The sequence below is a fragment of the Lentzea flaviverrucosa genome (assembly GCF_003350445.1).
GTDB classification, from domain to species: domain Bacteria; phylum Actinomycetota; class Actinomycetes; order Mycobacteriales; family Pseudonocardiaceae; genus Lentzea; species Lentzea californiensis.
Genome location: NZ_QQAU01000004.1, coordinates 158,518 through 179,890 on the forward strand (window position 1 = coordinate 158,518; position 21,373 = coordinate 179,890).

General features: G+C 70.0%; 24 protein-coding genes. 12 read left to right on the forward strand and 12 right to left on the reverse strand.

Going from position 1 to position 21,373, the window contains the following annotated elements; genetic code table 11:
- Position 1: 1 nt before the first annotated feature.
- Positions 2-895, forward strand: coding sequence for a LysR family transcriptional regulator (locus DFR72_RS14385; protein ID WP_245982935.1), 894 nt, complete (start codon positions 2-4; stop codon positions 893-895).
- Here the strand turns inward: DFR72_RS14385 and DFR72_RS14390 are convergent.
- The 3 genes from DFR72_RS14390 to DFR72_RS14400 form a co-directional block, all read right to left on the reverse strand.
- Positions 877-2,430: an amidohydrolase family protein gene (locus tag DFR72_RS14390; RefSeq protein WP_090065659.1), complete on the reverse strand. Its 1,554-nt coding sequence runs from the start codon at positions 2,428-2,430 to the stop codon at positions 877-879. The genes DFR72_RS14385 and DFR72_RS14390 overlap by 19 nt on opposite strands.
- Positions 2,431-2,606: 176 nt before the next feature.
- Positions 2,607-4,016, reverse strand: coding sequence for a leucyl aminopeptidase family protein (locus DFR72_RS14395; protein ID WP_245982937.1), 1,410 nt, complete (start codon positions 4,014-4,016; stop codon positions 2,607-2,609).
- A 140-nt stretch (positions 4,017-4,156) separates the two neighbouring features.
- On the reverse strand, positions 4,157-4,324 hold the full coding sequence (locus DFR72_RS14400; protein ID WP_084402065.1) for a DUF3117 domain-containing protein: 168 nt from the start codon (positions 4,322-4,324) through the stop codon (positions 4,157-4,159).
- Positions 4,325-4,533: 209 nt separating this feature from the next.
- Here DFR72_RS14400 and DFR72_RS14405 point away from each other — a divergent pair, with 209 nt between their 5' ends.
- Both DFR72_RS14405 and DFR72_RS14410 read left to right on the forward strand, forming a co-directional pair.
- Positions 4,534-5,331 carry a PaaX family transcriptional regulator gene (locus DFR72_RS14405; RefSeq protein WP_090065657.1) on the forward strand — a complete coding sequence of 266 codons (798 nt, stop codon included), beginning with the start codon at positions 4,534-4,536 and terminating at the stop codon, positions 5,329-5,331.
- A 10-nt stretch (positions 5,332-5,341) separates the two neighbouring features.
- A complete protein-coding gene (locus tag DFR72_RS14410; protein WP_090065656.1) occupies positions 5,342-6,127 on the forward strand; it encodes an enoyl-CoA hydratase-related protein in 786 nt (261 codons plus the stop codon).
- Between the two features lie 36 nt (positions 6,128-6,163).
- Here DFR72_RS14410 and DFR72_RS14415 read toward each other — a convergent pair whose 3' ends face one another.
- The 4 genes from DFR72_RS14415 to DFR72_RS14430 are packed head-to-tail and all read right to left on the reverse strand — an operon-like array spanning position 6,164 to position 8,025.
- A complete protein-coding gene (locus tag DFR72_RS14415) occupies positions 6,164-6,721 on the reverse strand; it encodes a DNA-3-methyladenine glycosylase I (RefSeq protein ID WP_245982939.1) in 558 nt (185 codons plus the stop codon).
- On the reverse strand, positions 6,705-7,013 hold the full coding sequence (locus tag DFR72_RS14420; RefSeq protein ID WP_090065655.1) for a DivIVA domain-containing protein: 309 nt from the start codon (positions 7,011-7,013) through the stop codon (positions 6,705-6,707). The genes DFR72_RS14415 and DFR72_RS14420 overlap by 17 nt, the downstream gene beginning before the upstream one ends.
- Positions 7,010-7,702, reverse strand: a complete 693-nt coding sequence (locus tag DFR72_RS14425; RefSeq protein ID WP_090065654.1) for a permease prefix domain 1-containing protein — start codon at positions 7,700-7,702, stop codon at positions 7,010-7,012. Before DFR72_RS14425 ends, DFR72_RS14420 begins: the two co-directional genes overlap by 4 nt.
- Entirely contained in the window at positions 7,687-8,025 is a 339-nt protein-coding gene (locus DFR72_RS14430) for a PadR family transcriptional regulator (RefSeq protein WP_090065653.1), read from the reverse strand. Before DFR72_RS14430 ends, DFR72_RS14425 begins: the two co-directional genes overlap by 16 nt.
- Positions 8,026-8,157: 132 nt before the next feature.
- On the opposite strand from DFR72_RS14430, the gene DFR72_RS14435 reads away from it, so the two are divergent.
- Genes DFR72_RS14435 through DFR72_RS14450 form a run of 4 tightly spaced genes read left to right on the forward strand, consistent with a single transcriptional unit; the run spans position 8,158 to position 12,558 of the window.
- Entirely contained in the window at positions 8,158-9,318 is a 1,161-nt protein-coding gene (locus tag DFR72_RS14435) for a cytochrome ubiquinol oxidase subunit I (protein WP_090065652.1), read from the forward strand.
- Positions 9,318-9,941 (forward strand): cytochrome d ubiquinol oxidase subunit II, encoded by a 624-nt coding sequence (locus tag DFR72_RS14440; RefSeq protein WP_090065651.1) that lies wholly within the window; start codon positions 9,318-9,320, stop codon positions 9,939-9,941. The genes DFR72_RS14435 and DFR72_RS14440 overlap by 1 nt, the downstream gene beginning before the upstream one ends.
- The gene (locus tag DFR72_RS14445) at positions 9,911-11,260 is read left to right on the forward strand and encodes an ABC transporter ATP-binding protein/permease (protein ID WP_090065650.1); all 1,350 of its coding nucleotides are present in this window, start codon (positions 9,911-9,913) and stop codon (positions 11,258-11,260) included. The genes DFR72_RS14440 and DFR72_RS14445 overlap by 31 nt, the downstream gene beginning before the upstream one ends.
- Positions 11,257-12,558 (forward strand): amino acid ABC transporter ATP-binding/permease protein, encoded by a 1,302-nt coding sequence (locus DFR72_RS14450; protein ID WP_245982941.1) that lies wholly within the window; start codon positions 11,257-11,259, stop codon positions 12,556-12,558. The genes DFR72_RS14445 and DFR72_RS14450 overlap by 4 nt, the downstream gene beginning before the upstream one ends.
- On the opposite strand, the gene DFR72_RS14455 is transcribed toward DFR72_RS14450, so the two are convergent.
- Positions 12,490-13,401 (reverse strand): glucosyl-3-phosphoglycerate synthase, encoded by a 912-nt coding sequence (locus tag DFR72_RS14455; RefSeq protein ID WP_090065649.1) that lies wholly within the window; start codon positions 13,399-13,401, stop codon positions 12,490-12,492. The two genes, DFR72_RS14450 and DFR72_RS14455, sit on opposite strands and share 69 nt — an antisense overlap.
- Positions 13,401-13,739, reverse strand: coding sequence for a hypothetical protein (locus DFR72_RS14460; protein WP_090065648.1), 339 nt, complete (start codon positions 13,737-13,739; stop codon positions 13,401-13,403). Before DFR72_RS14460 ends, DFR72_RS14455 begins: the two co-directional genes overlap by 1 nt.
- Before the next feature lie 116 nt (positions 13,740-13,855).
- Between DFR72_RS14460 and DFR72_RS14465 the strand changes: the two genes are divergently transcribed.
- Complete coding sequence (locus DFR72_RS14465; protein WP_090065647.1) at positions 13,856-15,352, forward strand: CocE/NonD family hydrolase; 1,497 nt, start codon at positions 13,856-13,858, stop codon at positions 15,350-15,352.
- A gap of 10 nt (positions 15,353-15,362) precedes the next feature.
- Entirely contained in the window at positions 15,363-16,415 is a 1,053-nt protein-coding gene (locus DFR72_RS14470; RefSeq protein WP_170176267.1) for a winged helix DNA-binding domain-containing protein, read from the forward strand.
- Here the strand turns inward: DFR72_RS14470 and DFR72_RS14475 are convergent.
- From DFR72_RS14475 to dapE, 3 genes are all read right to left on the reverse strand, one after another.
- Positions 16,386-16,919: an LOG family protein gene (locus tag DFR72_RS14475; RefSeq protein ID WP_090065645.1), complete on the reverse strand. Its 534-nt coding sequence runs from the start codon at positions 16,917-16,919 to the stop codon at positions 16,386-16,388. The genes DFR72_RS14470 and DFR72_RS14475 overlap by 30 nt on opposite strands.
- An 88-nt stretch (positions 16,920-17,007) precedes the next feature.
- Positions 17,008-17,790: an LOG family protein gene (locus tag DFR72_RS14480; protein WP_090065644.1), complete on the reverse strand. Its 783-nt coding sequence runs from the start codon at positions 17,788-17,790 to the stop codon at positions 17,008-17,010.
- Between the two features lie 17 nt (positions 17,791-17,807).
- Positions 17,808-18,875 (reverse strand): succinyl-diaminopimelate desuccinylase, encoded by a 1,068-nt coding sequence (gene dapE, locus DFR72_RS14485; protein WP_090065842.1) that lies wholly within the window; start codon positions 18,873-18,875, stop codon positions 17,808-17,810.
- A 60-nt stretch (positions 18,876-18,935) separates the two neighbouring features.
- Between dapE and DFR72_RS14490 the strand changes: the two genes are divergently transcribed.
- The 3 genes from DFR72_RS14490 (at position 18,936) to DFR72_RS14500 (ending at position 21,372) form a co-directional block, all read left to right on the forward strand.
- A complete protein-coding gene (locus DFR72_RS14490) occupies positions 18,936-19,349 on the forward strand; it encodes a hypothetical protein (RefSeq protein WP_143086707.1) in 414 nt (137 codons plus the stop codon).
- An 81-nt stretch (positions 19,350-19,430) separates the two neighbouring features.
- On the forward strand, positions 19,431-20,387 hold the full coding sequence (dapD, locus tag DFR72_RS14495; protein WP_090065642.1) for a 2,3,4,5-tetrahydropyridine-2,6-dicarboxylate N-succinyltransferase: 957 nt from the start codon (positions 19,431-19,433) through the stop codon (positions 20,385-20,387).
- 79 nt (positions 20,388-20,466) lie between these two features.
- Positions 20,467-21,372 (forward strand): hypothetical protein, encoded by a 906-nt coding sequence (locus DFR72_RS14500; protein WP_090065641.1) that lies wholly within the window; start codon positions 20,467-20,469, stop codon positions 21,370-21,372.
- Position 21,373: the final 1 nt, after the last annotated feature.

The following is a 21,373-nucleotide window of genomic DNA, read 5'->3' on the forward strand; positions in this document are numbered from 1 at the left end:
CGTGGACGAATCGGAGCTGGCACCGAAGCTGGCGGTGCTGAAAGCGCTTGCCGCAGACGAGCACGTGACTCGCGTCGCAGAGCGCCTCGGTCTCCCCCAGCCGACCGTCAGCCGCTGGATCGCCGAGCTCGGTGACCAGCTCGGCGCGCCACTGCTCGTGAAGACCGGTCGCCGCGTCCGGCTGACCCGCCCCGGCCGGTTGCTGGCCGAGGCCGCTGTCCGGTCGCTGGCCGCGCTGGAACCAGGTCTGCGAGAGGTGGAGGAGGAGCTCGACCCGGAGAAGGGCCGGGTCGTGCTGGGCTTCCTGCACATGCTCGGCCGCGCGATCGTGCCGGAGCTGGTCCGCGGCTACCGCGCCGAGCACCCGCACGTGCGGTTCGGCCTGGTCCAGAACGCCCGTCAGGCCGTGATCGACAAGCTCGTCAGCGGCGAGATCGACCTCGCGCTGGTCGCCCCGCCTCCGGTCGGTCCCGAGTTCGAGTCGGTGGTCGTGTTCGAACAGCCCCTGATCGTCGTGGTGCCGGCGGGGCACAGGCTGGAGTCCAGGAGGTCCGTGCGGATCGGGGACCTGGAGGGCGAGGACCTGATCACGCTGGAGCACGGCTACGGCCTGCGCCAGATCACCGACGACATGTGCGCGGCCGCCGGGTTCACGCCCCGCTACGTCTTCGAGTGCCAGGAGATCGAGACGGTGCGCGGCCTGGTGGCGGCGGGCCTCGGCGTGGCACTGCTGACGCACGCCGAGTTCGCTCCGCCTCCCGGACTGCGCGAGCTACCGCTGACCCCGCGCACCGGCCGGATCTTCGGGCTGACGTGGCTGAAGGACCACCCGCTGCCGCCCGCCGTCCGCGCCTTCCGCGAACACGCGCTCAGGACTCACGGCGTCCAGCGCTGAGTGCCCGACCACGTCCGCAGGTAGGACTCGGCGCCACCGAGCATGTCCTGGACCAGCTGGTCACCGCCGAGCTGGCGGACCTTCTCGACCCAGTCCGGCAGCAGGCCGATGTGCGCGCCGCCGTCGACGTTGATGTCCCAGACGCGCTCACCGGTGCGCTGCCGGTCGACCAGCGGGCCGTCCGAGTAGGTGCGGAACGGGTAGGTCACGCCGGTCTGCGGTGCCGGGTGCGACCCGACGCCGTTGTAGTCGGAGCCGAACCCGATGCCCACGTCGTACTTGCGCCGCAACGGTTCCGCGGCGGCCGCCTGGGCGACGTAGCCCTCGGGGCTGTTCTCGTAGCCCGCGATGAACCCGCCGAGCGCGTAGACCTCCTCGGTCCACTGGGCGTCCATCCAGCTGTGGCTGGAGATGATGCCGGGGTAGCGCGCCTGGGCGGCCAGGTCCAGCGTGCGGCCGGCGGCCTTCACGCTCATGTGGTCGATCTCGATCATCATGTGCCGGCGCATCATGCCCTGCACCGCGTACTCGCCCAGCGACGTCAGGCCGCGCACGTTGCACCGCTTCGCCGGGTCGTAGGCGGGCGCGACGGCCGAGGCCGGGATCAGCGCGTTCGGGCCGACGGTGCCGATCGGGTTGTCCTGCTGCGGGCCCTTGCACTGCTCGGTCTGCCACCACTGGCCGGTGCGCAGGAACTGACCCGCGTTGATCACGCCGCCCTGCGTGCCCGAGTCGAACCGGACGCCGCACAGCGCGTTGTCGAACTTGTGGCACAGGAACGCGCTGCGCACGCCGAGCGCGTACATCTCGTCGAGGCCGCGGTCGATGTCGCCCCTGTTGCACAGCGGGATGTCGAGGAACGTCCGGCAGCCGAAGATCTCGGAGGTCTCGATGCCGAGGACGACCGCGAGCTTGCCCTGGGTGATCACGTCACGGGCCTGCTCGGCCGACGTGACGACGCGGAACCAGCCCTTGCCCGCGCCACCGAACTGACTGTCGACGAACGCCTGCAGCTCGTAGGTGCGCTGGGCCTGCAACCGGACCGACTGCATCTCGTCGCAGGGCTTGTCCTTGAACGGGTGGATGACGCACAGCGTGGCGTTGCTCGTCAGGTCCTGGACCAGCACGCGCTGGCCGCCGCGCCACGCCCGTTCCAGCCAGGCGTAGTAGTTCTGCTGGTGCGAGACGGTGGTGGAGGAGGGCCAGTCCTTGAACGTCGGCCAGCCCACCGGGTCGTGGCCGTCGAGGTCGCCCGTCACGATCGCCTCGAAGATCGCGCCCAGACCCGCCGGGTGGTGCTCGGGGCAGTCCTTCAGCGCGTCCGCGATGCCCTGCTCCGAGAACGGCTTGCCGCAGATCAGCTTGCCGCCGAAGCCCTCGTTGGTCATGAGGTGGTTGTGCGCGTCGACGAACCCGCGCACCCTGCCCTGCCCGTCGACGCCCTTGAAGGGCTCGCCCGTCACGTTGATCTGCGAGTCCACCGCCGGCCGCGCCACCGGTTCCCACCAGGGCGTGGCCGCGGTGGCGGGGGTCATGGCCGCTAATACCAACGAGACGGCGAGAGCCAGGCGGAGTAACACGAGCGCTCCTCTACGACGGTGTGAAGGAGCTCACATCATGCCGTGGAACGTCGCCGTCTCGTATGGGCAGATCGTAGGGACCTGGGCCTGCATCGAAGCCTGGTCCGCGACAGCCAGGCCCGAGGCGGCCCCTAGCGCGAATATTTTTCAGCCAACTCGACGAGCGTCCGCGCGCCGAAGCCGGTGGCTCCCGCGACGACCTCGTCGTAGACCTTCTCCGAGCGCGCCGGGCCCGCGATGTCGAGGTGCGCCCACGGCACGTCGCCCGCGAACTTCTGCAGGAACAGCGCGGCCGTGATGCCGCCGGGACCGGGCGGGCACTGCTTGTAGTCCGCGATCTCGCTCGCGACCGCGCTCACGTGCTCCTCCAGCAGCGGCATCCGCCACCACTGCTCGCCGACGTTCGCACCGGCCTCGACGACCTCGGCCGCGAGTTCGGCGGACGGGCTGAACACGCCACCCGTGCGCAGGCCGAGCGAGACCTTCATCGCGCCGGTCAGCGTCGCCACGTCCACCAGGAGGTCGGGCTTCAGGTTCTTCACCGCGTACGCCAGCGCGTCGGCCAGGACCATGCGGCCCTCGGCGTCGGTGTTCGTCACCTCGGTGGTCGCGCCGCCGTAGTGGCGCACGACGTCGCCCGGCCGGTACGCCGAGCCGCTCACGTGGTTCTCCGCGCACGGCACGAGCCCGGTGACCCTGACCGGCAGCCGCCTGCGCGCCACGGCCAGCAGCGCGCCGATCACCGCGCCACCGCCCGCCATGTCGGTGCGCATGAGGTGCATGCCGTCCGCGGGCTTCACCGAGATGCCGCCCGTGTCGAACGTGATGCCCTTGCCGACGAACACCAGGTGCGGGCCGGTGGTGCCGTACGTGAGCTCCAGGAACCGCGGCGGGCGGGCAGAGCCGCCGCCGACCGCCAGCACGCCGCCGAAGCCCTGCTGTGCCAGCCACTTCTCGTCGCGCACGGTGGCGCTGAGCCCGTCGACCCTGTCCGCCAGCCTGGCGGCGGTCGTGGTGAGCCAGCGCGGGTCCTTGACGTTGGACGGCGTGTTGGCGAGATCACGTGTCAGAGCCGTCGCGGTGGCGAGCGCGTGGGCCTTCAGCGCGGCCGACGTGAGCACCTCCTCGAACCCGTCGTCGGCCGTGATCAGCCGCAACGAGCCGACGCGCTTCGGAGCTTCCTCGCCGGTGACCTTGAAGCGGTAGCCGCCGAGCGCCGCGCCCAGCACGAACGCGCGCACCTTGCCGGCGTCGAAGTCGGGGGTCAGCAGGACGTCGGCGGTCTTGGGCGCGTCGTCGCCGCTCAGGGCCCGTACGAGACCGGCGCCTGCCGCGCGGTGGTCCGCGAGCGAGCCGGTACCGACACCGAGCGTCCAGGTCTCGTCGTGCCGCACCGCCTCGCCGGCCTTGCCGGTCAGGCCGGAGACGTCGATGCCGTCGCCGCCCGGTCCGAGCGCAGGTCCCGTGGACACGAGCACGACCGCCGGAACGTTGCGGCGCGCGGTGGTGGCCACCTCGACGTCCACGAGCTTGGTTGGCACTGACGGCACCGTCGACGCCACGGTTGGACCTCCCCTATTGCATTAACGACCGTTCATTCTCACCTGGTGCGAGAACGAAGCGATGCCCCGGTCTCCACTGTGGAAACCGGGGCTCAACACTGCTTCCTCGCCGGGATGCCTCAGCCGGCGGCGGCCCTCAGCGCGTCGCCCAAGGCGCTGGCCTCGTCCGCCGACATCTCGACGACGAGGCGCCCACCACCCTCGAGCGGCACGCGCATGACGATGCCGCGTCCCTCCTTGGTGACCTCGAGGGGACCGTCGCCGGTCCGGGGCTTCATGGCCGCCATCGCGTGCTCCCTCCGTCAACATCTTCCCCGTCCGGCCAGGCCGGATCTGCTCCATTCTCCCCTATGGCGACTCAGGGGCGAAACCGAACCGATCTTTTGGCGAGTCCGGGTGACAGTTGTCGATCTTGGCTTCTGCCTGATCAACACCTGTTTTCACGACAAGGCAACACTTTGGGCACCTCCGGTCGTGTCGTGACAGACTGGGCCGGGTGCGAGCCCGTTCCGCGCTCTTCGACGTCTACGGCGGCCACCTGCGCGAGCGCGGTGGGGCCGCCACCATCGCCGCGCTCGTCCGGTTGCTCGAGCCCCTCGGCTTCGCCGCGCCGGCCGTCCGCACGGCCGTGTCGCGCACTGTCCGGCAGGGCTGGTTGCAGCCGTCGCGGCTGCCTGACGGGCCCGGATATGCCATGACACCTCGCGGGGAACGCCGGCTCGACGAGGCCGCCGCCCGCATCTACCGCACCGGGCCGTCCACGTGGGACGGTCGCTGGCACGTGGTGGTGCTGGAGGAGATGCCCGGCCGTGACTCGCGCGACCACCTGGCCTCGGAGCTGCAACTGCTCGGCTACGGCGCGCTCGGTCCTGTGACGTGGATCGCTCCCCGGCCGTCACCGGAGCTGGCCGACGTGCTGGCCGCCGAGGAGGTCGCGGCACGAACTTTTCACGGTTCACACGACGGTGGCGACGCCGAGCTCGCGGCGAAGGCGTGGGACCTGGCCGAACTGGGTCGCGACTACGCCGCGTTCGTCGCGCACTGGCACGAGACGGTGTCCGTTGTGGACGAAACCGACGACGCGGCGGCGTTCGCGGCATCACAGCAGCTGCTGCACGCGTGGCGGAAGTTCCTGTTCCGCGATCCCGGTCTTCCTGCTGAACTGTTGCCACCGGACTGGCCCGGGCACGCGGCAGCGTCGTTCTTCGACGAACAGACACTGCGGCTGGCACCGGGCACGAGTCGTTTCGTCGACGAGTGCCTGCGGCCGGTGCGCAACGTTTCCACAGCTTGATGGAGGTCCAGTGTCCGAGCTCCTCGTCGACGACGCCGATGGTGTGCGCACGCTCACGTTCAACCGCCCCGAGTCGTTCAACGCCTTCACCGTCACGCTGAAGGAGGCGTTCCTCGCCGCGCTGCAGGAGGCGGCGGCGGACGAGTCGGTGCGCGCGGTGGTGATCACGGGTGCGGGCAGGGCGTTCTGCGCGGGTCAGGACCTCAAGGAGCACATCGGCCTGCTGCAGGCCGGTGATCCGGCGCCGCTGCACACGGTCGAGAAGCACTACAACCCCATCGTGCGCGAGCTGATCGGCATGCCGAAGCCGGTGATCGCCGCGGTCAACGGCAGCGCGGCCGGCGCCGGCGCGTCGTTCGCCTACGCCGCGGACCTGCGCATCGCGGGCACGTCCGCGAAGTTCCTGATGGCCTTCGCGAACGTCGGCCTGACGGCGGACTCCGGCGCGTCCTACACGCTGCCGCGCCTGATCGGCCACGGCCGCGCGATGGAGATGATGCTGCTCGCCCAGCCCGTCGGCGCAGAGGAGGCGCTGCGGGTCGGCATGGTCAACCAGGTCGTGCCGGACTCCGAGCTGCAGTCCACCGCGCACCTGCTGGCCGCGAAGCTCGCCGCCGGACCGACGACGGCCTACGCGAAGATCAAGGAAGCGCTGGCCGCGGCCGCGGACGGGACGCTGGAGGACGCGCTGGAGGCCGAGCGGCGCACCCAGGCCGACTGCGGCGCGACCGAGGACCACCGCGAGGCGGTCGACGCGTTCGTGAACAAGCGCGCCCCGAAGTTCATCGGGAAGTGAGCGGCGGGGGGAAGCCGTCGCGTTGACGCTCTTCGCTCAACCAGCGCGAAAGCAGGTCGCGATGTGGTCGTCGACCATGCCGGTCGCCTGCATCAGCGCGTAGCACGTGGTGGGGCCGAGGAACTTGAAGCCGCGCTTCTTCAGTTCCTTGGCCATCGCCTTGGACTCGTCCGTGATCGCCCGGACGTCCGCGAACGTGGCGGGCCGCACGTGGCCCGCCGGCGCGAACGACCACAGCAGCGCGTCGAGGTCGACGCCCTCCGAGACGATCACGCGCGCGTTGTGGATCGCGGCGTCGATCTTCAGCCGGTTCCGGACGATGCCCGCGTCGGCCATCAGCCGTTCGACGTCGGCGGGACCGAACTTCGCGACCAGCTCGGGGTCGAAGCCGCCGAACGCCGCGCGGAACGCCGGACGCTTGCGCAGGATCGTGATCCACGACAGCCCGGACTGGAACGCCTCCAGCGACATCCGCTCGTAGAGCTCCGGCGTCCCGTGCAGCTCCACGCCCCACTCGGTGTCGTGGTACTCGGCGTAGTCCGGGGTCGAGTCGCCCCAGGGACAACGGGAGATCGGCTCAAGCCCGGTGCTCACTCGGCTCCAGCTCCTCGAGCTCGCGCACACGGGCCCGCAGCGTCTCGACCTCGGTCGCGAGCCGCTGCAGCGCCCAGTCGACCTCGGTCATCTTGTAGCCGCGGAAGACCTGCTGGAACTTCAGCTCGCGGACGTCCTCCGCGGTGATGTCGTCGGACGGCAGCCGCGTGGGCGACGCTCCGGGTGGCAGCGGCGCGAGCTCCTCGCCGCGCCCGAACACCAACGCCGCGAGCAGGAACACCACTGCCGCGACGGCGATCATCACGATCAGGTAGATCAGGGCGTTGGTCACGCGACGATCGTGGCACAGCTCAGGCAGCGGCGAGCGAGCAGACCGAGACGAACGATCACGATCCAGGTGACCAGGCTCGCGATGGTCATCGGCAACGACTGCACGAGCCGTGACGCGTCGACGTGCGCGGTGGCCAGGATGATCGCGAGGTTGCCCAGCAGCACCGCGGCGACGGCCACGAGCGCGATGGTCGCGCCGGCCTTCGCGAGCAGCTTCGTGTCGTACTTGCGGGCGAGGACCCGGCCCAGCACCAGCGCCACCAGCGCGACGCCGGACGCGATGCCGCTGGTCAGGTCGTTGGCCTGGGCGACGAACAGGTACCAGGCCGGCGGTCTCGTGCCGAAGTCCTGCCACGGCCCGATGAGCAGCATCCGGCCGTACTCCCACGCCATGTGCATCAACGGCAGCACGATCGCGAGCCAGACGAGCGTGCGCGTGCCGTACGCGACGGCCAGTTCGGCCTGGTACTCGTTCGCGATCTCGCGCACCGGCCCGAACTCCTCGACCGCGCGTTCCTGGGCCTCGCGCTCGGTGAGCCCGCGGTCCACGTGCGCCTCGGTGGCGTCGGCGAGGCTGTCGCGGGTCTCGGTGAGCAGCTCGCGGACCTGCTTCTTCGAACCCTGCAACCGTGAGCCGAGCTCGGTCATGTACCGGTCGACCACGTCCGCGTCCATCACGTCTGCGCCCACTTGCCCCCACCTCCCAGCACCCCGTCGATGACCGTCGTGAACTCGCGCCACGCGTCGCGTTCGGCGTTCAACGCGCGCTGCCCCGCCTGCGTGAGCTTGTAGGTGCGCCGCTTGCGGCCGCCCACCGTGCTCCAGTCGCTGCTGACGTGCCCGGCCCGTTCGAGCCGGCGCAACGCCGGGTAGACGGTGCCCGTCGGCAGGTCCAGCGCACCCCCGCTGCCCTGCTGCAACGCTTCGATGATCGCGTAGCCGTGCAGCTGCTCACCGTCGAGCGTGGCCAGCAGCAACGCGTCGAGGTGGCCGCGTAGCGCGTCGGGCTTCATGCGTGGCAACTCTACCGATGTGCGCCCTGAGAACGGTCCCTGAAATCTTCGGTCAGGGTCAGCCCTGAGATCCCCCTGAGATGCGCTTTCGAGCCTTAATAAGTAGGCGCGCTACACATACCGTCGCTACCCATGAGCGCAGTAGACCTCGCCCGCCTCCAGTTCGCGACGACCACGTCGTTCCACTTCCTGTTCGTGCTGCTCACGCTGGGCCTGGTGACCCTGCTGGTGGTCATGCAGACGAGGTTCACGATCACCGGCGCGGCCGTGCACGAGCGGATGACGCGGTTCTGGGGCCGGATCTACGTGATCAACTACGCGCTCGGGATCGTCACCGGCATCGTGATGGAGTTCCAGTTCGGCTTGAACTGGTCGGGTCTCGCGACCTACGCGGGCGACGTGTTCGGCGCGCCGCTCGCGATGGAGACGCTGGTCGCGTTCTTCCTGGAGTCGACGTTCCTCGGGCTGTGGATCTTCGGCTGGGGCCGGCTCAACCGCTGGCTGCACCTCGCGTTGCTGTACCTGACGGCGCTGACCGCGTTCGCGTCGGCGTTCTGGATCATGGCGGCGAACGGGTTCCTGCAGAACCCCGTCGGTTACCGGGTCGACGGGAACGTGTTGCGGCTGGACGACTTCGGCGCGTTGCTGACCAACCCGGCCTTCACCTCCGCGCTGACGCACGTGGTCTTCGCGGCGATCACGGCCGGCGGCGTGTTCATGACCGGCGTCTCGGCGTACCACTTCATCAAGCGGACGCACGAGGTCGACTTCTTCCGCCGCTCGCTGCGCATGGGCGTGGTCACCACGGCGCTGGCCACCCCGGCGTTGATCGGCGCCGGGTTCGCCCAGTTCCCCGTGATCGCCCGGTACCAGCCGGACAAGACCGAGGCGGCGCCGTGGATCGGCGCACCGCTCGGGTTCATGATCCTCATCGGGATGGGTCTGACGACGATCAGCTGGCTCACGCTGCCGCTGCTCGTCAGGGATGCCGTGATCCGGATGCGCTTTCCGTTGTACCTCATGGTGATCGGCATCCCGTTCCCCTTCGTCGCGGCCATCTTCGGGTGGATGTTCCGGGAGATCGGGCGGCAACCGTGGCTCATCTACGGCCTGCTGCGCACCGAGGACGCCGTGTCGCATGTGGACGCTTCGCAGATCCTGTTGTCGCTCATCGTGTTCACGTTCCTGTTCCTGGTGCTGGCCTGCGTCGACTGGGCGTTGATCGCACGTGCGGTCCGTCGCGGTCCGGACGTGGCACCGGCTCCTGTCTCGCCGTTGGTGGTGACGCTCTGATGGAAACTCTCTGGCTCGTCGTGCTCGGCACGCTGACCATCGGCTACTTCGCGTTGGCCGGCTTCGACTACGGCACCGGGTTGCTGCTGCCGTTCCGCGGGCGCGAGGTCCCGCTGCGGCGGATGAACCCGTTCTTCCTGGGCAACGAGGTGTGGCTGGTCGCCGCGATCGGAGTCCTGTTCGCGGCGTTCCCACGCCTGGAGGGCGAGCTGCTCTCCGGCGCGCACAGCACGTTCACGCTGCTCCTGGCCGGGCTGGTGCTGTTCATGGCGGCCGTGCAGCTGCGGCTCTGGTGGTGGCTGGTGTTCACGGGCGCGCTGATGGTGTCGGTCGGCTGGGGGCTGTTCCTGGCGCACCTGCTGCACGCCCCCTGGCCGGTGGCACTCGGCATGCCGGTGCTGTTCGCGGTGCACGGCTGGGTGTTCCAGACCCGGCGCTGGAAGCTGTTCCCCGTCACCGCGCTGCTCTGCGCGCTGCCGATCCCGCTGGCGTTCAGCTCGATCGACGTCACCGGCCTCATGGCCCACGACGACACTCTCGGCCTGCTCGCGTGGGTCGCGGTCCCGATCATCCCGCTGGTGGTGCTGGTGCAATGGTCGATCGTCGCCATCTCCTCGCGCTGATCCCGATCCCGTTCCTGGTGCTCGCCCAGGCCGAGCTCCTGGCGACGGTGCTGAGCGGCGGAACGGGTCTTCTCCTGCTGTGCCTGGTCATCGGTGCGCGAGTGCTGGTCTGGTGGGTGCACCGCGAGTGGGCGCACCGGGCCGCCGAACGGACTCGGGCGCGGCTGCGGGAAGCGTTCCTGCGTTCGCCCGGCACCAAGGCCGGCGAGGTCGCCACGCTGGTCACGCGGGGCGTGCACGACGTGACGCCGTACGTCGTCGGGTATCTGCCGCAACAGGTCCTGGCGGTGGCCGTGCCGCTCGCGGTGGTGGTCAGGCTGGCGTTCGCGGACCTCACCGCGGCCCTGACGATCCTCGTGACGCTGCCGCTGATCCCGATCTTCGGTGCGCTGGTCGGCGCCCACACCCGTGAACGGACGGCCCGCCAGTGGGATGCGCTGGCCACCCTCGGCGGGCACTTCCTCGACGTGGTCAAGGGAATCGGCACGCTGCGGGCGTTCGGGCGGGCCGAGGCGCAGTCCACGACCGTCCGCACGCTGGCCGCGCGGCACCTGACCGAGACGATGTCGGCGCTCCGGGTCGCGTTCCTGTCGGCGTTCGTGCTGGAACTGGTCGCCACGATGTCGGTGGCGATGGTCGCCGTGCCGATCGGACTCAGGCTGCTCGACGGCGGAGTGCCGCTGCACACCGCGCTCCTCGTGCTTTTCCTTGCCCCAGAGGCATTCTTGCCGCTCCGGGCCGCAGGGGCGCAGTACCACGCGAGCGCCCAGGGCCGGGAGGTGCTCGCCAAAGTGCCCGCACACCAGGAGACCAGGGGTCAGGCGCCGCCGGACCTCGCCCAGGCCGAGATCGTGCTCGACGGCGTGAGCGTCCGCAGCCTGAAGAACTTCTCGCTGCGCATCCGGCCCGGCGACCGGATCGCGCTGGTCGGTCCGAGCGGTGCGGGCAAGAGCACGATCCTCGGGCTGCTGCTGGGGTTCGTGCGGCCCGACCACGGTCGCGTGCTCGTCGGCGGCGTCGACCTGCGGGAGATCGACCACGGGCAGTGGCTGGCAGCGCTGTCGTGGGTACCGCAACGCCCCACGCTCGTCCCGGCGAACCTCTCCTCCGGCGAGCAGCAGCGGGTCGCGCTGGCCAACGCCCTGGACCGGCGTCGGGCAGGGCTCTTCCTGCTCGACGAACCGACCGCACACCTCGACGCGGAAACGGAGTCACTCGTGCTGGAGGCGACCCGTGAGTTCACCCGAGGCCGGACCGCGGTGATCGTCGCGCACCGGCCCGCACTGCTCGGCGAGGTCGACAGGGTGGTGGAGGTGTGAAGCTCGCGATCGGAGTCGGCACGCTCGCCGAACTCGCCGGCGTCGGTCTCACCGCGACCGCGACCTGGCTGATCATGCGCGCGGCCGAGCACCCGCCGATGCACGCGCTGACGGTGGCGATCGTCGCGGTCCGCACGCTCGCGCTCGCCAAGGGCGCCCTGCGCTACCTGGAACGCCTGTCCAGCCACAAGGCCGTGCTCAGCGAGGCCGTCGAACTGCGCGGCCGGGTCTACGACGACCTCGCGCACCGCAGGCACGTCCCGTCCGGCACGGCGCTGACCCGCATCGTCACGAACGTCGACCAGCACCTCGACACCAGGCTCCGCGCCACCTTGCCGTGGATCACCGCCGCGCTGGTCGGCGCCGTCGTCGCGGTCGCCTCGGGCTTCTCCCTGCCGCTGGTCGCCGGTCTGCTGGTCAACCTCGCCCTGCTCCCCTGGCTCGCCGCCCGCACGCCGCGGGACCTCACCCCGTTGCGCGCCAGGCTGACCGAACAAACCACCGAACTGGTCCACAGCAAAGAAGAACTCATCGCCTACGGCCTGTTCGACGAGAAGCTCCGCACCGCCACCAGAACCGCGAAAGAGCTGTCCCGCAGGGAACGCACGCGAGATCTGACGCCGCTGGCGATCGCCGTCCAGTTCGGCGCGGCACTGCTGATGCTCGCCCAGCACGAACCGGCCTGGCTGGTCATGGCCGCCGTCGCCACGTTCGAGATCACCGTCCCGCTCGCGGCCCTGAGCAGGCCCGTCCCGGAACCCACCGACGAGCCCGAACCGGCCCACGAGCCGGAAACCGTGGAGCTGACCGGCAGAACGGCGATCGTCGGCCCGAGCGGTTCGGGCAAGACGACGCTCCTCAACGCCCTCGCGCGCAAGCTCGAACCGAGCAAGGGCGCGCTGGCCGACGCCCACGTCTTCCACACCACGGTCCGCACGAACGTCCTGCTGGCCAAGCCCGACGCCACCCAGGAGGAGCTCGACAGAGCAGCCGGGATCGCCGAGCTGGACCTCGACTGGGACCGGGTCGTCGGCGAACGCGGCGAGGAGATCTCGGGAGGTCAGCGACAGCGCCTGGTCCTCGCCAGGTCGGTGCTGGCGAACCCGGAGGTCCTGCTCCTGGACGAGCCCACCGAGGGCCTCGACCCGGAACAGGCCGACCGCGTGCTCGGCAAGGTCCTCGACGACTGCCAGGGCACCGCTCTGGTCGTCACGCACCGGGAGGAGCAGCTAGCCCTTTTCGATCACGTGCGTCATCGGGGGCCGATCGGCCACGAGCACGTCGGTCGAGTCGGGTAGCCATTCGCCGCCGACCTGCACGAACTGCGTCAGCGGGCCGGATTCGGCCTCGACCCCGCAGCGCGCCAGCGCCGTTCCCATGATCTGCGACGACATCGCGCCGAGCTGCAGCAGCGACCGGTTCCGGTGCTTGCGCACGCCCAGGTTCACCTGCGCCAGTGCGGAAAGCCCGTGCACCCGGTGCACGTCCAGCAACAGCCCGATCTCCACGCCGTACCCGGCCGCGAACGGCACGGACTCCAAAAAGGACCGGGTGGCCGCGTACTCGCCGCCGAGTGGCTGCACCACACCGGAGAGCTCGGGCCGCAACGTGTTCAGCAACGGCCTCGCCACCAGTTCGGTCACCCGCCCGCCGCCGGAGCTCTCCAGCCGCAACGGCCGGCGGTAGAACCCCTTCACCAGGTGCACGCCGCCGTCCAGCAGCAACGGCCCCAGCAACGCCGTGACGAACGCGGTCTCCGGGTCGACCAGGTCGGAGTCCAGGAACACGACCAGGTCCCCGGACGTCGCGGCGAGCGAGCGCCACAGCACCTCGCCCTTGCCCGGCAACGGTTCCAGCCACGGCACGACGTCTTCGCGCAGCACAACGCGCGCTCCTGCGGCGGAGGCGACCTCCACCGTCCGGTCGGTCGAGCCGGAGTCCATCACCACCAGCTCGTCCACGAGCGTCCCGAGCAACGGCCGGACCACGGAGACCACGTCCCCGACGGTCTCCTCCTCGTTCAGCGCGGGCAGCACGACGGACACGGTCCGGCCGCGCTTCAGCGCCACCAGTTCGGCGGGGGTCCACGACGGCTGCTGCCAGGTGTGCGAGGCGAACCAGGCTTCGACGGAGGGCAGCATCAGGCGAGCGCCCGCAGCGCCCTGGCCGGCGGACGGGTGCCCGTCACGCTCGCGACCATCTCCACGACCTTCCTCGCCTGACGCACGTCGGACGCACGAACGGCGCGTGCTCCGGACATCGCAGCCACTGTGGCAGCCGCGAGCGTGAAGTCCTCGTCCCCCGCGGGGATCGTCACGACGTCCAACGCCTCGGACAGCGACGGCAGTTCCAGCTCACCGTCGAACTCGACCACGTCGGCGCCGGCCTCGACCGCCCCGGCGAGGGCGTCCGCGCTGGTCAGATGCGCAACGACCAGCACGCGGTCTTTCGGCAGCTCAGTGACGCGGAATCGGTTCACGCCACCCAGCGTAGACAGTGAGCTGGCTCACAGCTTCTTGCTACTCATGAGTAGCCAGCTGCTTTACTCCCCGGTAACACCCTGTGTGATCTACGTCATGGTCAAGGAGGACCAGAGTGCGACGGTCACTTGTTCTAGTCCTGGTACTCCTCTCCACCCTGCTCGGTGCTCCGGCCGCCCTCGCGGTGGTCCCCGGACACCAGATCTCGTACCGGTCGATCCCCGGCGTCGGTGGCACCGCTCTGAAGGCCCTCGTCGTCGAGCCGACCGGACAGGGCGACGGCCCTTTCCCGTTGCTCGTCATGCCGTCCAGCTGGGCGGTTCCCAACATCGAGTACGTCGGCGCGGCGGCCAAGCTCGCCAAGCAGTCCGGGTACGTCGTGGTGAGCTACACCAGCCGCGGCTTCTGGGACTCCGGCGGCACGATCGACGTCGCCGGGCCCGAGACCGTCGGTGACGTCAGCTTGGTCATCGACTGGGCCATCGCCAACGCGCGCGCCGACGGCACCAAGGTCGGCGCGGCCGGGATCTCCTACGGCGCCGGGCAGTCGCTGCTGGCCGCGGCGAACGACAGGCGCATCAAGGCCGCGGCGGCGCTGAGCACGTGGACCGACCTGGCCCGCTCGCTCTACCCGAACAGCACGGTCAACAAGCAGGCCGTCGAGGTCCTGCTCGCGGCGGGCAAGGTCACCGGGCGTCCGGGACCCGTCCTCGTCGAAGCCGAGGACGCCTACCGCGACGGCAGGTTCTGGGAGGTCGTGCCGATCTCCGCCGAACGCTCGGCGGCGTCCAAGATCGCCCAGATCAACGCCAACGGCACCGCGGTCCTGCTCGGCAACGCCTGGAACGACGGCATGTTCGCGCCGGGCCAGATCGCGGACTTCTACGGCAGGCTGACCGGCCCGAAGCGGCTCATGCTCTCGCCGGGCGACCACGCCACCGCCGAACTGTTCGGCGCGGCCGGGCTGCCCAACGAGATCTGGGAGTCGGTCGGCCGCTGGTTCGACCGCTACGTCAAGGGCACGGCCAACGGCATCGACGCCGAACAGCCGGTGCAGCTCAAGCCCAACAACGGCGGCACGTGGAAGAAGTTCGGCGCGTGGCCCAACGGCAACGCGGACACCGTGCAGCTCGACGGCAAGAGGATCCACGCCGGCTGGGGCACCGTCGCCGACAGCGGCACGATCCTGCTCTCCGGTGCGCTGCAAGGGTTCCTGAACATCCCGACCGGGGTGTCGCTGCCGTTCGTCGACCGCAACGTCGCGGGCGTGTGGAGCGGGCCGCAGTACCCGAGGGGTGCGACGCTCGCCGGCACGCCGAAGCTCAAGCTCCAGGTCACACCGAGTGCGGAGACGACGACGTTGTTCGCGTACCTGTACGAGGTGGGGCCACTGGGCCTCGGCGCGTTGATCACGCACAAGCCGGTCAAGGTGACGGGTGCGGGCCGCACGCAGACGCTCGACGTGGAGCTGGAGCCGACGGTGTGGGACGTCGGCTGGGGCAACCGGCTCGCACTGGTGATCGACACGGTGGACCCGCGTTACCTGACGGAATCGACGCGTGGCTCAACCGTCACCTTCGGACCGTCGAGCCTCACGGTTCCGAAGGCGTAAGAATGTCCGGGTGGACCTCACCCGGGAACAGGTGCTCCTCCACCGGATCCATCAGCACGAACTGGACCGGCGGATCAGCGACGCGACCGAGCTGGCGGTGTTCTCCCTGGGCGTCCAGGACAACACCTCCGGCTCGGCCCTGCTGAGTCTCGCCGCCCGGCTGGACGCACCGTCGACCGACGACTTCACCGTGACCTGGTCCGTGCGGGGCGCTCCTCACCTGCACCGGGCCGGCGAGCTGAAGGCGTTCGCCCGCGCGCTGTGGCCGTGGAGCGACGCCGACGCCCGTGCCCGCGCCGCACGTCCGAAGGTGGACGACGTGCTGGCGTCCCTGCGGCACATCGCCACCGCCATGCGGTCGATCGTCACGAAGCCGATGACCAAGGGCGAGGTGAGCAAGGCCCTGACCCCGTTGGCGCCCAAGCAGACGATCGAACCGTGCCGGGGCTGCCAGACCGAGCACGTGAGCGACCCGATCTTCCGCCTCGGCGCGCTGCCGGCGGGTCTCCGGATCATCCCGGAGGAGAAGACCGTGACGTTCGAACGCATCCACGGCTGGCCGGGCGTGCCGCGCAAGACGGCGGGCTTCGACGAGCTGGTGCACCGGTACCTGACGCTGCACGGCCCCGCCGGACCGTCCGAAGTGGCCGGTTACTTCGGCACGTCGACCCGCGAGGTCAAGAAGCGGTGGCCGAAGGAGGGCCTGGTCGAGGTGACCGTCGAGGGCGAGAAGGCGTGGCTGCCCGAGGACGTGGAGATCGCCGAAGCCGAACCGCCGGAGATCAGGCTCCTGCCGCCGACCGACCCGTACCTCCAGGCGCGCGACCGCGACCTGCTGCTACCGGACAAGGCCGCGCAGAAGGACATCTTCCGCATCCTCGGCCGGCGCGGCGCTGTCCTGGTGGACGGCGAGATCGCGGGCTCCTGGCAGGGCAGGGTGGTGTCCGGCAAGCGGTTCGAGGTGACGGCGACGCCGTACCGCCCGCTGCCGGACCTCCTGCCGGAGGTCCAGGTCCTGGCGCGGGCGAAGGGGCTAGACGACGCAAGCGTCAAGAGCGACTGACACGTCGTCCGTGACGATCAGCGACTTCAGCGCGGCGTGCGAGACGAACCCCTTGTCCCGCAACTCCATCAGCCACTCGACGAGTCCCTTGTAGTGGTTGTCGACGTCCAGCAGCACCACGGGCTTGCCGTGCATGCCGAGCACACCTGCCGTCCACACCTCGAAGAACTCCTCGGCGGTGCCGATGCCGCCCGGCAGCGTCAGGAACGCGTCCGCCTTGTCGTCCATCATCTTCTTGCGCTCGCGCATGGTGTCGACGACGTGCAGCTCGGTCGAGTCGCGGTCGGCGATCTCCCTGGTGGCCAGGCCCTTCGGGATGACTCCGTAGGTGTGGGCACCACCGGCCCTGGCCTCCCGCGCCACCGCGCCCATCATCGACGTCTGCCCGCCGCCCCAGACGAGGTGCCAGCCACGTGCCGCGATCTGGCGCCCGACCTCGGCCGCGAGGTCGACGTAGCTCTGGGGAACGGTGGCGAGGCTTCCGCAGTAGACAGCGATGTACACGGTCTGAGGTTCTCACTTTTCTCGTTCGAAGGACCAAGGGGCCCGTGACGACGTCCGGGAAGTCGTCCGTGGCCCCTGAACACGGGCTTTAGTGCGCGTCCGCCCACGCCTTGTGCGCGTCCTTGACCACGCGCACCGCGTCGTCGATGTCGTCGGTGAGGTGCAGCAGCGCGAGGTCCTTCTCGCCGACCTTGCCGCCCGCGAGCACCGAGCTCTGGATCCAGTCGTAGAGACCCTGCCAGTACTCGGTTCCGAACAGCACGACCGGGAACTTCGTGACCTTCTTCGTCTGCACCAGGGTCAGCGCCTCGAACAGCTCGTCGAGCGTGCCGAAACCACCCGGCAGGCAGATGAACGCCTGCGAGTACTTGATGAACATGGTCTTGCGCACGAAGAAGTAGCGGAAGTTCACGCCGAGGTCGACCCACGGGTTCAGGCCCTGCTCGAACGGCAGCTCGATGCCGAGGCCGATCGAGAAGCCGCCGGCCTCCGAACAGCCGCGGTTGACCGCCTCCATCGCGCCGGGACCACCGCCGGTGATCGCCGCGAACCCGGCCTCGGCCAGCGCCGCGCCCAGGTCGCGCCCGGTCTGGTACTCCGGGTGGTCACGACCGGTGCGCGCCGATCCGAAGACCGTCACCGCGCTCGGCACCTCGGCCAGTGCGCCGAAGCCCTCGACGAACTCGGCCTGGATCCGCAGCACGCGCCACGGGTCGGTGTGCACCCAGTCCGAGGGGCCGCGGGAGTCGAGCAACCGCTGGTCCGTGGTGGTGGTGCGGTCGTCCTTGCGGTCACGCCGCTCCACGACCGGGCCACGACGCTTCTCCGACGGGCGCTCGTCGACGGCGCCGTTCTTCTTCTCTTCCGTCATCACTGAGATTCTAGTGATCAGTCCAACAGAAATCGCTTAAGCACGGCGAAACACTCGGTGATCTGCCGGACCGGCACGTTCTCCTCCTGGGTGTGCGCCAGCGTCGGGTCGCCCGGCCCGAAGTTCACGGCGGGCATGCCCAGCGCCGCGAACCGCGCCACGTCCGTCCACCCCAGCTTGGCCACCGGGGTCCCGCCGGCGGCCTCCACGAGCTCCTGTGCGGCGGGGGCGTTGAGGCCCGGCAGCGCACCGGCCGCGAGGTCCGTGACGGTGACGTCGAAGCCCTCGAAGACCTCGCGCAGGTGCTGTTCGGCCTGCTCCACCGTGCGGTCCGGCGCGAACCGGTGGTTGACCGTGAGCACGGCCTCGTCCGGCACGACGTTGCCCGCGACGCCGCCGCTGATCTTCACGGCCTGCAGGCCCTCGTGGTAGTGGCAGCCGTCGATCTCGGGCTGCCGCGGCACGTAGGCCTCGAGCCTGCGCAGCGCCTCGCCCAGGCCGTGGATGGCGTTGCTCCCCATCCACGCCCTGGCGGTGTGGGCGCGCTTGCCGGACGTCCTGATCTCGATGCGCATCGTGCCCTGGCAGCCGGCCTCGACCGTGCCGTTGGACGGCTCGCAGACGATCGCGAGGTCGCCCATCAGCCAGTCCTGCTGTTCGCGCTGGATCCTGGTGAGCCCGTTGCGCTCGGCCTCGATCTCCTCGCAGTCGTAGAAGACGAACGTGAGGTCGTGGCGCGCGTCCTGGCTCAGGGCCGCGATCGCGAGCATGACCGCGTCGCCGCCCTTCATGTCGACGGTGCCGCAGCCGTGCAGGACGTCGCCCTCGCGGCGGCTCGGGAAGTTCCGGTTGATCGGCACGGTGTCCAGGTGCCCGGCGAGCACCACCCGGCGCTCGCGGCCGAGGTTCGTCCGGGCCAGCACGGCGTTCCCCGACCGGGTGATCTCCAGGTGGGGCGCGTGGAGCTCCAGCGACCTCTGCACGAGGTCCGCGATCTCCGCCTCCTCCCCGGACACGCTGCGCACATCCACCAGCGAGGCCGTCAGGTCGATCGGGTCGGCGAACAGATCAAGGGTGTCGGACACGCGGCTCACCCTACCCAGGCGGCTTGGGCGCTGGGCCGTTCAGCCGATACCGTGCTCTGCGTGATCAAGCGCACACTCCTGGTCATCTCCCTGCTGCTCACAGCCACCGGCTGCGGCGAGGCTCCCGCCGCGTGCGACCGGCAGTGCGGCGAGATCCGGACGTTGTTCACCGCGCCGTGCGGCTCGCAGCACAGCTTCACCCCGGCCGACTGCGCCGCGTGGGTCGGCGACGTCAGCACCATGACCCGGCAGTTGGACAGGTCCCTGCAGGGCAAGCAGGTCCAGGAGGACGTCAGCGAGGTCCTGCCCCGCCTGATGACCGCCGTGGGCGACTTCGAGGCGCACCGCTGCGCCGAGGTGCGCGTCGACAACGTGTCCAGCACCGACGCGCGCCAGTCCAAGTGCAACGAGGCCCTCATCGCGACTCGCGGCGACCTGGGTTCGCTGTACTTCTCGGCAGAAGTGCCCGACTGACCGGTAGGACCTGTAGCGAGGTCTGCTCCGCGACAGCCGGACCAGACCTCGATACAGGCCCTCGGACTAAGCTCGGTAGCCGTGAGCACCGCATACGGCATCGGCTTGGCCACTGTGACCCCGGACGGCACCGTCCTCGACACCTGGTACCCGTCCCCCGCGCTCGGCGGGGAGGCAGAGCTGGGGACCGTCCGCGTGTCCTCCGCCGAGATCGCGGGGGCCCTGGGTGAGGCCGCCGCGAAGCTGCTCGGCGAGGACCTGGAGCGCGGCGTCGAGGTCGTCGGCGTCAAGGTCGGCGTCGACCTGGACGCGGCACCGGAGAACACCTATGACATCTGGCTCCGCCTGCACCTGCTCAGCCACCGCCTGATCAAGCCGCACGGCGCGAACCTCGACGGCATGTTCGGCCTGCTGACGAACGTCGTGTGGACGAACCACGGCCCGTGCGCGGTCGACGGCTTCGAGCAGACCCGCACCCGCCTGCGCGTGCGCGGCCCGGTCACGGTGATCAGCGTCGACAAGTTCCCGCGCATGGTCGACTACGTCGTCCCGTCCGGTGTCCGCATCGGCGACGCGGACCGGGTCCGCCTCGGCGCCCACCTGGCGTCCGGCACGACGGTCATGCACGAGGGCTTCGTGAACTTCAACGCCGGCACGCTCGGCAGCTCGATGGTCGAGGGCCGCATCTCCGGCGGCGTCGTGGTCGGCGACGGCTCGGACGTCGGCGGCGGCGCGTCGATCATGGGCACGCTGTCCGGCGGCGGCAAGCAGGTCATCAGCATCGGCGAGCGCTGCCTGCTCGGCGCGAACGCCGGCCTGGGCATCTCGCTCGGCGACGACTGCGTGGTCGAGGCGGGTCTCTACATCACCGCCGGCACGAAGGTGACGCTGCCCGACGGCGAGGTCGTCAAGGCGGTCACTTTGAGCGGACAATCGAACCTGCTGTTCATCCGGGACTCGGTGACCGGCACGGTGAAGGTCAAGCCCCGGAAGGGCACCGGCGTCGAACTGAACGCCGCGTTGCACGCGAACGACTGAGCAACTCGGTGCCGCGGGCCCGGTCTGCGCAGGCAGGCTGGGCCCTCGCCACCCGCAGGGCCGGCTCTAGGAGGTGCACGTGCTGAAACAGCGACTGGAGTTGAACGCTCGCGCCGCGATCGAGCGTGCCCTGGAGGGGGCGCAGTCCGAGGACTCCTTCGTGGAGTTCAAGACCCAGTGGCCGATCGACCACGGCAAGGCCGCCCGGCAGATCGCCGCGCTGTGCAACGCCGCGCGCGGGTCGGAGGCCATGTGGATCGTCGGCGTCGACGAGAAGGGCCGGTACGTCAAAGGCGCGCTGGCCGAGGAGCTCTCGAGCTGGTGGCCGCGCGTCGAGAGCCACTTCGACGGCGTGGCACCGGGTCTGACCACCGTCGCGTTCGACTGGGCGCGTGGCCGCACCGTCGTCGTCCTGAGCCTGCAGACCGACAACGCGCCGTACGTGTTCGTCACGAAGAAAGAGCCGTACAGCAGGGAAATCCCGTGGCGCTCCGGTGAGCGCACCCGGTCCGCCCGCCGCAGCGAGGTGCTGGAACTGCTGGTGCCCAAGCTGGACATGCCCGGCTGGGAGTTCGTCAGCGCCCGCGCGACGTTGAGCCAGCACTCGCCGACGCTGCGGTTCGAGGGCGACCTCTACCTGGAGACGAACCAGCCGCTGTCGTTGCCGCACCACAGATGCCACTCGTACGCGACGTACGGGCTCGACAGCGAGACGGTCGACCTGGCGTTCAGCTTCCGCACCAACACGCGGGACGTGCGGGCGGTCGAACGCGTCGTGCGCGTCGCGGAACCGGCCGTGCTGCACGTCAGCGCGGACGCCGACGTGGAGCTGGACTCGTTCGCCGACCTGTGGGACCTGCACTGGCACCTCGTGCTCGGCCTCGGCCTGAGCGGCGAGGAGATCAGCACGTCCGTGCGGCTCACGACGGATGCCGTGCCACCGAACCAGTTCACCCGCAGGGTCTGGTCGGCTCTCAAACCCTGAG

What these genes read in the sequence shown, in the direction of transcription:
- DFR72_RS14435 (WP_090065652.1), top strand. Translation starts at nt 8,158, where the DNA reads ATGAGCGCAGTAGACCTCGCCCGCCTCCAGTTCGCGACGACCACGTCG.
- DFR72_RS14455 (WP_090065649.1), bottom strand. Translation starts at nt 13,401, where the DNA reads ATGCTGCCCTCCGTCGAAGCCTGGTTCGCCTCGCACACCTGGCAGCAG.
- DFR72_RS14400 (WP_084402065.1), bottom strand. Translation starts at nt 4,324, where the DNA reads ATGGCGGCCATGAAGCCCCGGACCGGCGACGGTCCCCTCGAGGTCACC.
- DFR72_RS14445 (WP_090065650.1), top strand. Translation starts at nt 9,911, where the DNA reads ATGGTCGATCGTCGCCATCTCCTCGCGCTGATCCCGATCCCGTTCCTG.
- DFR72_RS14430 (WP_090065653.1), bottom strand. Translation starts at nt 8,025, where the DNA reads ATGAAGCCCGACGCGCTACGCGGCCACCTCGACGCGTTGCTGCTGGCC.
- DFR72_RS14480 (WP_090065644.1), bottom strand. Translation starts at nt 17,790, where the DNA reads ATGACGGAAGAGAAGAAGAACGGCGCCGTCGACGAGCGCCCGTCGGAG.
- DFR72_RS14440 (WP_090065651.1), top strand. Translation starts at nt 9,318, where the DNA reads ATGGAAACTCTCTGGCTCGTCGTGCTCGGCACGCTGACCATCGGCTAC.
- DFR72_RS14390 (WP_090065659.1), bottom strand. Translation starts at nt 2,430, where the DNA reads ATGACCCCCGCCACCGCGGCCACGCCCTGGTGGGAACCGGTGGCGCGG.